The organism is Zhongshania aquatica (assembly GCF_027257955.1).
GTDB lineage: Bacteria > Pseudomonadota > Gammaproteobacteria > Pseudomonadales > Spongiibacteraceae > Spongiibacter > Spongiibacter aquatica.
Window position 1 is genome coordinate 180462 of sequence record NZ_JANZNQ010000006.1, and the last position, 13651, is coordinate 194112.

Annotated in this window: 13 protein-coding genes; 12 read left to right on the forward strand and 1 reads right to left on the reverse strand. The window is 48.3% G+C overall.

The window, feature by feature from the left end; translation table 11 throughout:
• The first annotated feature begins 110 nt into the window (after window positions 1–110).
• From sucC to O9X78_RS08365, 8 genes are all read left to right on the forward strand, one after another.
• Window positions 111–1277, forward strand: a complete 1167-nt coding sequence (gene sucC, locus O9X78_RS08330; RefSeq protein WP_269619175.1) for an ADP-forming succinate--CoA ligase subunit beta — start codon at window positions 111–113, stop codon at window positions 1275–1277.
• Complete coding sequence (gene sucD, locus O9X78_RS08335; protein ID WP_269619176.1) at window positions 1277–2149, forward strand: succinate--CoA ligase subunit alpha; 873 nt, start codon at window positions 1277–1279, stop codon at window positions 2147–2149. Before sucC ends, sucD begins: the two co-directional genes overlap by 1 nt.
• A gap of 133 nt (window positions 2150–2282) precedes the next feature.
• The gene (locus O9X78_RS08340) at window positions 2283–2897 is read left to right on the forward strand and encodes a TetR/AcrR family transcriptional regulator (protein WP_269619177.1); all 615 of its coding nucleotides are present in this window, start codon (window positions 2283–2285) and stop codon (window positions 2895–2897) included.
• A 21-nt stretch (window positions 2898–2918) separates the two neighbouring features.
• A complete protein-coding gene (locus O9X78_RS08345) occupies window positions 2919–4601 on the forward strand; it encodes an acyl-CoA dehydrogenase family protein (RefSeq protein WP_269619178.1) in 1683 nt (560 codons plus the stop codon).
• A 96-nt stretch (window positions 4602–4697) separates the two neighbouring features.
• Window positions 4698–6602 carry a molecular chaperone HtpG gene (gene htpG, locus O9X78_RS08350; RefSeq protein ID WP_269619179.1) on the forward strand — a complete coding sequence of 635 codons (1905 nt, stop codon included), beginning with the start codon at window positions 4698–4700 and terminating at the stop codon, window positions 6600–6602.
• A gap of 96 nt (window positions 6603–6698) precedes the next feature.
• Entirely contained in the window at window positions 6699–7715 is a 1017-nt protein-coding gene (locus O9X78_RS08355; RefSeq protein ID WP_269619180.1) for an NAD(P)H-dependent glycerol-3-phosphate dehydrogenase, read from the forward strand.
• A 13-nt stretch (window positions 7716–7728) separates the two neighbouring features.
• Window positions 7729–8208, forward strand: a complete 480-nt coding sequence (gene sixA, locus O9X78_RS08360; RefSeq protein WP_269619181.1) for a phosphohistidine phosphatase SixA — start codon at window positions 7729–7731, stop codon at window positions 8206–8208.
• On the forward strand, window positions 8205–9083 hold the full coding sequence (locus O9X78_RS08365; RefSeq protein WP_269619182.1) for an alpha/beta fold hydrolase: 879 nt from the start codon (window positions 8205–8207) through the stop codon (window positions 9081–9083). The genes sixA and O9X78_RS08365 overlap by 4 nt, the downstream gene beginning before the upstream one ends.
• A 50-nt stretch (window positions 9084–9133) precedes the next feature.
• Here O9X78_RS08365 and folE read toward each other — a convergent pair whose 3' ends face one another.
• A complete protein-coding gene (gene folE, locus O9X78_RS08370; RefSeq protein ID WP_269619183.1) occupies window positions 9134–9676 on the reverse strand; it encodes a GTP cyclohydrolase I FolE in 543 nt (180 codons plus the stop codon).
• Window positions 9677–9853: 177 nt separating this feature from the next.
• Here folE and prmB point away from each other — a divergent pair, with 177 nt between their 5' ends.
• The 4 genes from prmB to O9X78_RS08390 all read left to right on the forward strand — a co-directional run bounded on the left by prmB (window position 9854) and on the right by O9X78_RS08390 (window position 13633).
• Window positions 9854–10771 carry a 50S ribosomal protein L3 N(5)-glutamine methyltransferase gene (gene prmB / locus O9X78_RS08375; protein ID WP_269619184.1) on the forward strand — a complete coding sequence of 306 codons (918 nt, stop codon included), beginning with the start codon at window positions 9854–9856 and terminating at the stop codon, window positions 10769–10771.
• A gap of 80 nt (window positions 10772–10851) precedes the next feature.
• Window positions 10852–11952 carry a chorismate synthase gene (aroC, locus tag O9X78_RS08380; RefSeq protein ID WP_269619185.1) on the forward strand — a complete coding sequence of 367 codons (1101 nt, stop codon included), beginning with the start codon at window positions 10852–10854 and terminating at the stop codon, window positions 11950–11952.
• Window positions 11953–11961: 9 nt separating this feature from the next.
• Window positions 11962–13125 carry an MFS transporter gene (locus tag O9X78_RS08385; protein WP_269619186.1) on the forward strand — a complete coding sequence of 388 codons (1164 nt, stop codon included), beginning with the start codon at window positions 11962–11964 and terminating at the stop codon, window positions 13123–13125.
• Window positions 13126–13201: 76 nt separating this feature from the next.
• Complete coding sequence (locus O9X78_RS08390; protein ID WP_269619187.1) at window positions 13202–13633, forward strand: hypothetical protein; 432 nt, start codon at window positions 13202–13204, stop codon at window positions 13631–13633.
• Window positions 13634–13651 lie beyond the last annotated feature (18 nt).

Consider the following 13651-nt stretch of genomic DNA (forward strand, 5'->3'; position numbering starts at 1 on the left):
TACGCATCCCGATTTCGCGTTGTTACTGCAATGTGCAGAGGGAGCGGGCCAAGTCACTGACAGGATCTAACTCGCTTAACACTTCCACAGACCGAGATGGTAATTCCAACATGAACCTTCACGAGTACCAGGGCAAACAGTTGTTTGCTGAATACGGGCTACCTGTTTCAACAGGATATGCCTGTGATACCCCGGAAGAAGCTGCAGCTGCAGCTGATAAAATTGGCGGTGACAAATGGGTTGTTAAAGCCCAGGTTCACGCTGGTGGCCGTGGCAAAGCTGGCGGCGTTAAGCTAGTTAGCAGCAAAGAAGAGATCAAAGCATTTGCTGAGAAGTGGCTGGGTAAAAACCTAGTAACCTATCAAACAGATGAGCATGGTCAGCCAGTATCTAAGATCTTGGTTGAATCGTGCACTGACATTGATCAAGAATTGTATTTGGGCGCGGTTGTAGACCGTTCATCACGTCGTATCGTTTTCATGGCATCTACCGAAGGTGGTGTTGAAATCGAGAAAGTTGCAGAAGAGACTCCAGAGAAGATTCTCAAAGCAATTATCGACCCGATGACTGGCGCACAGCCATATCAAGGTCGCGAGCTTGCTTTCCAATTGGGTTTAAACCCAACTCAGGTTAAGCAGTTTGTAAATATTTTCTTGGGTTTGGCTAAATTGTTCCAAGATAAAGACCTAGCGTTGATGGAAATCAACCCGCTGGTTATTACTAGCGAAGGTAATCTGCACTGCCTAGACGCCAAATTGGTTGTCGATAGCAACGCGATGTACCGTCATCCTGAATTGAAAAAAATGCATGATCCTTCACAGGAAGATGCACGTGAGGCGCATGCCGCTAGCTTTGAGCTGAACTATGTCGCGCTCGATGGCAACATCGGCTGCATGGTAAACGGCGCTGGTTTGGCTATGGGCACCATGGATATCGTTAAATTACACGGTGGTGCACCGGCTAACTTCCTAGACGTTGGCGGCGGCGCAACTAAAGAACGTGTTTCTGAAGCATTCAAAATTATCTTGTCAGACGACAGCGTTAAAGCTGTGCTGGTAAATATTTTTGGCGGTATCGTACGTTGCGACTTGATCGCTGACGGTATCATCGGTGCTGTACAAGAAGTTGGTGTGAAGATTCCTGTTGTTGTTCGTCTAGAAGGTAACAATGCAGACGTCGGCGCTAAGATTCTTGCAGAAAGCGGTCTGAACATTATCGCTGCAAACAGCCTCACTGAAGCGGCTGAAACAGTCGTTAAAGCAGCGGAGGGTAAATAATGAGCGTTTTAATTAACAAAGACACCAAGGTGATTTGCCAAGGTTTCACTGGCGCACAGGGTACTTTCCACTCTGAGCAAGCGATTGCATACGGCACTAAAATGGTTGGTGGCGTGACGCCGGGTAAAGGCGGTCAAGAGCACCTAGGTTTGCCAGTATTTAATACTGTTGCAGACGCTGTTGTGGCGACGGGTGCTGAAGCATCTGTTATCTATGTGCCTGCAGCATTCTGTAAAGATTCTATCCTTGAAGCCGCTAATTCTGGCATCAAGCTGATCGTTTGTATTACAGAAGGCATTCCAACGTTGGATATGCTGGAATGTAAAGTGAAGTGCGACGAGTTAGGCGTGCGTCTAATCGGACCAAACTGCCCAGGTGTTATCACCCCAGGCGAATGTAAGATCGGCATTATGCCTGGTCACATTCACTTGCCAGGCAAAGTAGGTATCGTATCTCGTTCAGGTACTTTAACCTATGAAGCGGTTAAGCAGACAACTGATTACGGTTTCGGCCAATCTACTTGCGTAGGTATTGGCGGTGACCCGATACCTGGTTCTAACTTCATCGATATTCTGGAGATGTTCCAGAATGATCCACAAACCGAAGCGATTGTTATGATCGGTGAGATTGGTGGTACCGCTGAAGAAGAAGCGGCTGCTTACATCAAAGCAAACGTGACCAAGCCTGTTGTGTCTTACATTGCCGGTGTTACTGCACCTGCTGGTAAGCGCATGGGTCATGCTGGTGCGATCATCTCTGGCGGGAAAGGTACTGCTGATGAGAAGTTTGCCGCGCTGCAAGATGCAGGCGTTAAAACCGTTCGCTCACTGGCGGACATTGGCAAAGCTCTAAAAGAAATTACCGGCTGGTAAGGTTTAGATGTTTTGTTAGAAAAGGCGGCTTCGGCCGCCTTTTTGCGTTTTTGGCATCGAGTAAATCACGCATCTAATTCTTGATCAAACAAGTGAATCATGATTCACTTGTTTGATCCTTGTCGGAGTCTCTATGGCGTATCGCGAAACCCCCTTAGTAACGCAGCGCAAACTGGCGCAAAAGTCGGCCCTGCTTCATGCGGCAGAATCCTTGGTGAGGGAAGGTGGATTCGGTGCATTAACGATACAGGCATTAGCCTCAGCCGCAGGTGTCGGTGTGGGCACGGTATACCGATATTTTAGTAATAAAGATGAATTGACCACCGAGGTGTTCAGGCGGGCGACTATCCGCGAGGTAGACGCTGTATCGGCTGTTTTAGATATCAACGGAACTATGTCAGATCGTCTTGCTGCCGCAGCAGAAGTGTTTTCGCAACGAGCTTTTGCTGCGCCGAAACTGGCATGGGCACTTATTGCCGAGCCCGTCGAGCCGGCAGTGGATATTGCGCGCCTTAAGTACCGTAAGAAGTATGCGGCCCTATTCGAAAAAGTTATCGCAAAAGGTGTCGATAGCGGCGAGTTAGTACCTCAAATACCGGCCTTGTCGGCTGCCGCCTTGGTTGGGGCAATGGCAGAAAGTTTATTGGGGCCATTGGATCACCTTGAATGTCGTGAGTTAACCACTGCAGCGCTGCGTGATTTTTGCTTGCGAGCGGTCGGGGTGGTAGTCGAAAGCAAGTGTCCGTAAAAATTCTTTAGGAATGTATCTATGTCGTTGATTCACAACAAACCAGACTTTGATCTCGTTGACTCAAGCACAGAGACACACGAGGTCTTCAATCAATCGTCGGCATTGGAAAACTACAATCTTTATTGTAGTGATATTCCACTTCAAGAAGCGGTGAAGTATGCAGGTTTGCTAGACACAGTTGCCGTTTCTAGACACGGAGAACGATGCGGCCGTGCAGAGACCATCGCTTGGGGCTTTGATGCCAATGAAAATAAACCGCAGTTTGACAGTCATGATCGATTTGGCCACCGGGTAGACCTTGTTAAGTTTCATCCTAGCTATCATCAGTTAATGAACATGGCGCTTAGCGAAGGACTACATTCAGGTCCGTGGCAAGCAGGCGAGAAGAATGCCCACGTAAAGCGTGCTGCTCTGAGTTATATGCAGGCACAGATTGATGCCGGCCACGGTTGCCCTTTAACCATGACATTTGCCTCGGTACCCACCATAAAATTAAGCCCTTCTGTGGCCGATGTTTGGCTCCCTAAAATTCTTGCCAATGATTATCAGCCTGAGAACGTGCCGTATTTCGAGAAGCGTGCGGTGACGATTGGTATGGGAATGACCGAAAAGCAGGGCGGTTCAGATGTTCGCGCAAATACAACCAACGCAGTGGCAATAAGTGGCTCGGGGAACGGTGCTTTATATAGTCTTTCTGGTCATAAATGGTTTTTGTCCGCGCCGATGTGTGATGCCTTTCTCGTGCTGGCTAAAACATCTGTCGGGCTGAGTTGTTTTCTTGTGCCTCGTTGGCGCGAAGATGGTCTTAAAAATGGCCTCTATGTTCAACGCCTTAAAAACAAAATGGGCAATGTATCAAATGCCTCATCGGAACTAGAGTTGCGGCAGGCACATGGCTGGATGATAGGAGAGGAGGGGCGTGGTGTGCCGGCCATTATTGAAATGGTGGCGTTAACGCGTTTTGATTGCATGGTTGGGTCAACGGCGGGGCAGCGGCAAGCTGTTGCACAGGCGGTAAATCATGCTCGACAGCGTTCGTCTTTTGGTGCGCGTCTTATTGATCAACCTTTAATGCAAAATGTATTGGCAGATTTGCAACTTGAGGTCGAGGGCTCCCTAGCGTTGACGATGCGGATGGCCCGCGCCTTGGATAATGCCGAAGATCCAACAGAGCAGCTTTTGATGCGTCTAGGTACTGCCGTTGGGAAATTCTGGATATGTAAGCGAACGCCAGGTCACGCTTATGAAGCGATGGAGTGCCTCGGCGGGAACGGCGTTATTGAAAATTGCATCATGCCAAGGCTTTACAGAGAAGCGCCTATTAATGCGATTTGGGAGGGGTCTGGCAATATTCAGGCCTTAGACGTGTTGCGTGCGCTACAGAAGACACCGGCGGTATTGGCTTGCTGGTTCGATGAAATGGAAAAAAGTTGGGGGCAATACGAATTGCTGGATAGTGCGATTGCGAACCTAAGGGCGCTTTTTACCACGGCTGATCGGCTTGAGTTTCGCGCGCGTTATCTGGTTGAACAGCTTGCCTTAACCATGCAGTCAGCCTTGTTGGTTAAAGCCGCGCCGGCTTTCGTTGCGGAAGCCTTTATTCGCTCACGCCTCAGCGGGGGGCAGGGTGTATATGGCTGCCTTCCTAATAATCTCGATATTCAGGCCATTTTATCGCGTGTGTTACCAGAGAATCATTGATTCTAGTCTTGAAAAAATAAGCTGTGGCCCCATCTTATAAGCACTGACCGTACAAGCTGCGGCCACACTTAATTTTTTTGAAGAAAGGTAGAAACAATGTCGACAGCAGAAAAAGAAACTCTGGGTTTTCAAACTGAAGCGAAGCAAATGCTGCAGTTAATGATTCACTCAATGTATAGCAATAAAGAAATTTTTCTTAGAGAGCTGGTTTCCAATGCCTCGGATGCGGCTGACAAATTACGTTATGAAGCGCTTTCAGATAGCGCTTTGTATGAAAATGACTCTGATTTGAGAGTTCGGGTTAGCCTCGATAAAGAAAAGAATACTTTGACCATTAGCGATAACGGCATCGGCATGTCCCGCGATGAAGTTGTAGCGAATTTGGGTACCATTGCACGTTCTGGTACCGCTGAGTTTTTGAAAAACCTTAGCGGCGACGGCAAAAAAGATTCTCAGCTGATTGGTCAGTTTGGTGTCGGCTTTTACTCAGCGTTTATCGTCGCTGAGCGGGTTGAAGTATTTACCCGTCGGGCGGGTGATAAGCCTGAGTCTGCGACACATTGGGAGTCTACTGGAGAGGCAGACTTCTCAGTAGAAGAGTGCGAAAAAGCAGATCGCGGCACCGAAGTAGTGCTTCACTTACGTAAAGAAGACTCTGAGTTTGCCGATGATTGGCGCGTTCGCTCAATCATTAAAAAATACTCCGACCACATCAGCATTCCAGTACAAATGTTAAACACGCCACCCGCCGCCAAAGAAGGGGAAGAGCAAGAGGCGCCGACATTTGAGGCGGTGAACAGTGCCACTGCATTGTGGACACGCTCGCGCAGTGAAGTAACAGATGACGAATATCAGGCTTTCTACAAGCACGTCAGTCACGACTTTAGTCCAGCGCTCTATTGGAGCCACAATAAGGTTGAGGGTAAATTAGAGTACACAAGCCTGTTGTATTTACCTGGTCAGGCGCCAATGGATTTGTGGAATCGCGATGCCGCACGTGGACTGAAGTTGTATGTTCAGCGCACGTTTATTATGGACGATGCTGAGCAGTTTTTACCGCTGTATCTGCGCTTCGTGAAAGGGGTTATCGATTCCAACGATTTGTCGTTGAATGTTTCCCGTGAGATTTTGCAGCAAGATCCCGCCGTTGACGCAATGAAGAGCGCATTGACCAAACGTGTGTTGGACATGTTGAGTAAGCTCGCAAAGAGCGATGTAGAGAAATATCAGCAATTCTGGAAAGCCTTTGGTCAAGTGCTAAAAGAGGGACCGGCAGAAGACTTTAGCAACAAAGAGAAAATTGCCAAGTTGCTACGTTTTGCGACTACCCACGACAGTAGCAAGGATCAAACCCACTCTCTTGAAGACTATGTGGCGCGAATGAAAGAGGGTCAGGCCAAGATTTACTACGTGGTTGGCGAAAGTCATAAGACCGCGTCGAATAGTCCGCATCTAGAGGTATTCCGCAAAAAAGGCATAGAAGTGTTATTACTGTCTGAGCGAGTCGATGATTGGCTAATGAATCACCTGTCAGAATTTGACGGTAAACCATTCCAAGACGTCGGTCGCGGTGAACTTGATCTGGGCGATTTGGAAGACGAAGCCGAGAAAAAAGCGCAGGAAACGCTGGCAGAAGAGCATAAAGACCTCGTTGAACGCGTAAACAAGGTCTTGGCAGATAAGGTTGAGAAGGTACGTGTAACTAGCCGTTTAACTGAATCGCCAGCATGCTTGGTGGTGACGGAAGATGATATGGGTGCGCAGATGCGCCGAATGCTTGAGGCTGCTGGTCAGGCCTTGCCACCTAGCAAGCCTATTTTCGAGCTTAACCCAGAGCATCCTCTGGTCGTTAAGTTAGACCAAGAAAGCGATGAAGATCGTTTTGCTGATTTAGTGGACGTGTTATTTGATCAGGCCCATTTAGCCGAGGGGGCGCAATTGGAAGATCCTGCCAGTTATGTTCACAAGCTAAATAAACTACTACTTGAGTTAAGCGCGTAGAGACTAACAAAAAGGGCGGCGAAAGCCGCCTTTATTGTTTTAGTCTTGTGTAGCAGTGATAAACTCTCGGTAAATAAGACAATAGTAGGGTGTAGCATGTGCAATAAATATAAAGTTGCGATAATTGGTGGTGGCAGCTTTGGTACCGCGATTGCCAATATAATGGCGGACAATGGACACGACACCTGTCAATGGATGAGAACAGAAGAGCGTGTTAGTGAAGTTAATGAACGTCACAGCAATGAAGTTTATCTCCCTGGTATAAAGCTAAATCCTTCGCTCCGTGCGAGCAGTAATCTTGAAGAAACGGTTGCCGGTTGTGATGCGGTGTTTTTTTCCATTCCTAGTAAATCAAGCAGAGAGGTAGCACGCCAGTTAGTGGGTCTTCTCGCTCCCGGCACGATATTAGTCAGCACGACCAAGGGCATCGAGTTTGAAAGTAATAAATTAATGAGTGAAGTCTTACGGGAAGAGCTTCCTCAGGTTCGTTTGGGCATAATGAGTGGCCCCAATCTTGCCAAAGAATTAGCCGCCAGAATGATAACTGGAACGGTAATAGCGAGCGAGGATCCAGAGGTCAACACTGTCATCCAAGATATACTGCAGTGCTCTTATTTTAGGGTTTACGCTGGCAATGATATGTACGGTGTTGAATTGGCCGGCGCCTTAAAAAACGTCTATGCCATAACTGCCGGAATGGCGGCGGCTATGGGTTGTGGTCACAATACCATCAGTATGTTGATAACCCGCAGTTTGGCTGAAATGAGTCGTTATGCCGTTGTTAAAGGAGCTGATCCGCTTACTTTTATGGGCCTTGCTGGGGTTGGTGATTTATTTGTTACCTGCACATCGCCACTGAGCCGCAACTATCGAGTTGGCTTTGAGTTAGGGCAGGGTAGAGATCTAAATGAAGTTGTTGCCAGCCTCGGTCAAGTTGCTGAAGGTGTGAATACCCTCCGGTTAATGAAAGAACAATCCGATGCTTTAGATATTTACATGCCTTTGGTAAACGGTCTCTACGACATTATCTACAATGGTCGTCAGGTAAGTGAAGTCATAGGTACAATGATGTGTGCTGAACAAAGCCGCGATGTTGATTTCACTATAAAGTAATGTAATAGGTCTTATGGAAATTTTGTTGATTCGGCACGGCGCTGCATCGTGGGAATGTAAAACGGATATTGAGCGCGAGCTTACAGAGCAGGGGCAGCGAGAGGTTCAGGCGGCCGCGGATTGGATTCGTGCCAGCGGCTGGCAGCCCGACGAATTGTGGGTCAGCCCCTACCGGCGGGCAGTACAAACGGCAGCAATTATTAATCGTGATTGGCAGCTTAAACCGCGTCTTAAATCGTCATTAACGCCAGATACTCCGCAATCAGAATTGGAGTCAATGTTGTCAACCTTTAGAGGACAGCGGCTAATGTTGGTGTCTCATAACCCCTTATTGAGCAATGCCATCGACTTTTGGCATGGCGGGGCAAATAAAAGTTATTGGGGAATGCATACTGCGAGTATGGCCATGGTTACCGCCGAGGTTTTCGCGCAGGGCTGTGGCAACCTTGAGTGGCTGCGGCACTACCCAAACTACGATCATAACGGCCGATGAGTTCTGTTTCGTTTACCGAAAGGCGCTTTGTTGTCGATGGTTTAACAATAGCCGCGAAGCTCTGGGGTGACGACTCAGGTATACCTGTGATTGCTCTGCACGGTTGGATGGACAACGCGGCGAGCTTTGATGCTCTTGCATCGCATTTACCCCATTTACATATTTTGGCAATTGATTTGCCGGGCCACGGTTTTAGTGATCATAAGCCTCCCAGTGGCAATTACGCTATTTGGGATGATCTGCGTTGTATTATTGCAGTGGCTGGTCAGATGGATTGGCAGAAATTTTGCCTTATGGGGCATTCTCGCGGGGCGATTATCGCAGGTCTACTCGGCGCCGCATTCCCTGACCGTGTGAGTCATTTATTCTGCATTGATGGCTTAATACCTGAGCCGGAGGCTCCCGGACATTTCCCCGCTCAGTTGGCCAAGTATATAAGCGATTTTTCGGCTGATTCTAGTCTCGGAGATAAAGGCCATACGAGTTTTGATTCAGCGGTTGCTGCTCGCTGCCGGGCAACGCCAATGACTGAAGAGGCCGCAAGAGCTATTGTTGAAAGGGGTAGCTATCAAGCGGAAAATGGTCGCTACTACTGGCGTAGTGATAAGCGCTTAAAATATGCGTCTCCAGTAAAACTGATTCTTCCACAGATTCAGGCATCACTCGATGCGATAACGGCGCCGGCGATACTCGTCTCGGCGTCGGAAGGTCTTGGTAAATGGTTGCGCAGTTTCGATATTAAAATTGACCACTGTTTTGCGTTGCGTGAAATAGAAGGGCACCACCACTGTCATATGGAAACCCAGTCTAAACAAATAGCTGAATGGTTCGAGGAGCTATTGGCAGGACGAGAAACATCAAGACTGACGAAGTAATCTCTGAAGGCTAAGCTGGCTCGTAAAAAGAGTTTACGAGCACAGGCATCTTACATATTGATAAGAGCTAAAAACTCAGTGCGAGTCACTTGATTATCTTTAAACGCGCCTAGCATTGCGCTGGTACGCATGACGGAGTTTTGCTTTTCTACACCGCGCATCATCATACACATATGGCGAGCTTCAATGATAACCCCAACGCCTTCTGCGCCGGTGACTTCCATCATGGTGTTGGCGATTTGGGTGGTTAAGCCTTCCTGAATTTGTAAGCGTCTCGCGTACAAATCAACAATCCGAGCTACTTTCGACAGGCCGAGTACCTTTCCACGTGGAATATAAGCGACGTGGCATTTGCCAATAAAAGGCAGGAGGTGATGTTCACAAAGCGAATATAGCTCTATGTCCGAAACAACCACCATTTCGTTGCAATCTGATTCGAACAAGGCGTCATTTACGACGTCTTTAACATCTCGTCGATAGCCTTCTGTTAAAAACTCAAAGGCCTTTGCCGCACGCGCGGGAGTATCTAATAGTCCATCTCGACTTGGATCTTCGCCGATTTTTTTAATGATGTCTGCAAACGCCTTTTCCACAGGGTATCCTTAGTGCGTCGTTGGGCTCGGAATGGTAACAAACCCCGGGTTACTTTCCAAACGAACTTAATAAGTTGAATCTCTTAATAAACCCGTTCTACCTGATTGGTTTACGATCATGCAGGACAATTGGTTTAGGTAGTGTAAAATTATCTTTTTGTAATATTGGATGACCTTTTGAGCACACCACACAGAATTAGCGATGAGCTTTTTACAATCCGTGACTATCTGCGCTGGGGCATTAGCGAATTTGGCCGTGCGGGTTTATTTTTCGGTCACGGAACAGACAATGCTTACGACGAGGCGCGGGTTTTGGTGTCCCATGTGCTTAATCTTCCCTTCGATTTTGAGGCGGATTTATTAGATGCGCGGTTAACACTAGGCGAACGGGAGACAATATTACGCCTACTTGCCCGCCGCATTGAAGAGCGGGTGCCGGCCGCTTACCTGACTAAAGAGGCGTGGTTTGCCGGTTTGTCATTCTATGTTGATGAGCGAGTGTTGGTACCACGCTCGCCAATCGCTGAATTGATTGCTCAAGATTTCGAACCTTGGCTTTCTGGTGTATACCCTACGCGAATTTTAGACCTCTGCGCAGGTAGCGGATGTATCGGTATCGCCTGTGCATATCAATTTGAGAATGCGAGTGTTGATCTTGCTGATATTTCCCTCGATGCAATCAATGTGGCAGACATTAATATTGCCCGTCACGAGCTTTCTGATCGGGTACGCGCCGTTCAGTCTGATGTGTTTGAATGGCTGGTGGGGGAGCAGTACGACCTGATTGTGAGTAACCCACCCTATGTTGATGCCGAAGATTTAGCCGATATGCCAGCTGAGTATCACCGCGAGCCAGCACTTGGCCTAGCGTCTGGCCCGGATGGTCTCGACATAACTCGGAAAATTCTACGACATGCTGCCGAGCACCTTAATACTGGTGGCGTTCTAGTTGTGGAGGTTGGGAATAGCTGCGTTGCTCTAGATGACGCTTTTCCTATGGTGCCTTTTATGTGGCTGGAGTTTGAGCGTGGCGGCCACGGCGTTTTTGTCATGACAAAAGAACAATTGATCGAGTACGCAGATAGTTTTGCGTGAGTGTCTGACGTCATCAGCAGTTTACCGTATAATCCGTCGGCAATTTAGCAGCGTTAATTAAAGTAGGTTCAGGAAATTCCATGTCAGGTAACAGCATCGGTAAATTGTTTACAGTCACCACCTTTGGTGAGAGCCACGGCCTTGCCATCGGTGCAATTATTGACGGCTGTCCGCCAGGTATAGAGCTTTCTGAACTGGATTTACAAGGCGATTTAGATCGCCGTAAACCGGGTACATCGCGCTATACAACCCAGCGTCGCGAAGATGATGTGGTAAAGATTTTGTCTGGGGTGTTTGAAGGAAAAACGACCGGCACATCGATCGGGCTACTTATTGAAAATACCGATCAGCGCTCAAAAGATTACGGTAAAATTAAAGATCGTTTCCGCCCAATGCATGCTGATTACACCTACCAGCAGAAGTATGGCACCCGTGATTATCGGGGTGGTGGTCGGTCATCGGCACGTGAAACCGCGATGCGGGTTGCTGCCGGCGCGGTGGCTAAAAAATACCTGCAGAGCCACTGCGGAGTGGAAGTGCGTGGTTATCTTTCACAGCTGGGTCCTATCGCCATAGAAAAGCTCGACTGGGATGTTGTTGAGACCAACCCGTTCTTTTGCCCAGATGCTGACAAAGTGCCCGCAATGGAAGAATATATGCAGAAACTGCGTAAGTCTGGCGACTCCGTTGGCGCTAAGTTGACGGTCGTAGCGACGGGTATGCCAGTCGGTTTGGGCGAGCCGGTGTTTGATCGATTAGATGCAGACATTGCCCACGCCTTAATGGGTATCAATGCGGTAAAAGGTGTAGAGATCGGCGCTGGCTTCGACTGTGTCGACGCCTTAGGCAGTATCCACCGCGATGAACTTACCCCCGAAGGATTTACCTCTAACAATGCGGGTGGCATATTGGGTGGTATTTCCAGTGGCCAAGACCTAGTGGCTCATCTGGCGCTAAAACCCACGTCGAGTATTTTGTCGCCCGGAAAAACTGTCGATATTGACGGTAACCCCGTAGAGGTGATTACCACCGGTCGCCATGATCCCTGTGTTGGTATTCGCGCAGTGCCGATAGCAGAAGCGATGGTGGCAATTGTCTTAATGGATCATTTGTTACGCAATCGTGCTCAGAATGTCGGTGTGCACTCTACTACGCCTGTCATACCCGCCGCCAAGGCGTAACCCCTAGCTATGGCAGGTCGGGTGCCTTATTGGCGCTTATCGGGCTTTTATTTTTGTTATTTTGCGCTCCTTGGAACGTGGCTTCCTTACTGGGCTTTATATCTAAAATCTTTAGACTTTAGTTCTGAGGATATTGGCATACTCACCGCGCTGGTCATGGGGACCAAGATAGTTGCGCCAAACCTTTGGGGCTGGCTGGCTGATACCTACGGTTATCGAACTCGCATAATACGATTTGGTGCGTTTGCAGCCATTCTCGCTTTTGCCGGTGTGTATTTGCGCTCCGATTTTTGGTGGCTTGCCGCTGTGGTGGTGACCTACAGCTTTTTTTGGAATGCGGTGCTAGCCCAGTTTGATGTGCTGACGCTGTCCCACTTATCGGGACGCTACGGGCGATATAGCCTTATTCGAGTTTGGGGATCCATCGGCTTTATTCTAGCGGTGCTTGTCGTTGGCTGGTGGTTAGATCGCCAGCCGATTGTCCATCTGCTTTATATCATTAGCATACTACTCACTGGTATTTGGCTGGCCAGCTTATTGGTATCTGAAAAGGGTGAGAGCGCGGTACATAATAAAAATCTTCGTCAATCCCTTGGCGGTATACTGCGGCGGCCCGCGGTTATATCATTTTTTGTTATTAGCTTTTTTTTACAGTTATCCCACGGCCCGTATTATACCTTTTTCAGTATTTACCTTGAGGCTCACTCATATTCTAAGACCGAGATAGGCGTTCTTTGGTCGTTGGGCGTGATCGCAGAAGTTTTCCTGTTTATGGGGATGCATCGAGTTTTATCGGCGTTTAGCTTGCGCAATATTGTTCTTTGGAGTTTGGCGCTGTCTTGCTTGCGCTGGTTGCTTATTGCCTTTTTTGTCGATTATCCGTGGATCCTTATTATTGCACAGTGTTTACATGCGGCCAGTTTTGGTAGCTACCACGCGGCGGGTATAGAAATTATTAGGACATGTTTTGTTGGTCATCAGGGGCAGGGCATGGCTTTGTACAGTGGCCTAAGTTTTGGTTTGGGCGGTGCAGTTGGTGCTATCTTAAGTGGCTGGGTGTGGGATTTCAGCGGTGTCTTGTGTTTTGTTGTGGCAGCTTTTTCCGCAGCAGTCGCTTACTGGCTGGCGTGGCGCTATCTTCACCTGACTAAGGAAAGTGGCGCGGCGACGTAGGGTATGTCTGAAAATAACTAGCCGAGGGCTAATTGCTTTTGTAGACTCGCGCAGAAGACATTAATTGGGTGAGGCTATGGCACAGGAATCGGTGGTTTACGGGTGCATCACAGATATGTTGTATGCGCGCAGTAAAGAGGATGTCGCTGAACGAAGAGACAATAATCAGTTGGTGACTGCCTCATTGCCTGCATCGGAAGACTGGCCCTTGCTTTGCCGTGAGATGTTCTCTGCGCCTAGGCCGGCAATCGATTTTGGCGATTGCCAAACAGATGTTATTCATTTCGGTAGCTCTTACAAAGCAATAGAGCATGAATGGGATGAATGGATAAAGCAGTTCGAAAAAATACTGCATAAGATGTATTGGGTAACGGCCACAGTGCATTTGCAAACCGCCTATAACGGCACCCACACTTTTGTCTGGCAAGCTGAAGATGAGAGTCATGTTCCGGGTCAGGGAGCGGGGCGATTGCGTTGCGAATGGGTTCGTGAAGATGCTTTAGGCTAAATTCAAAAGCGCGTATTA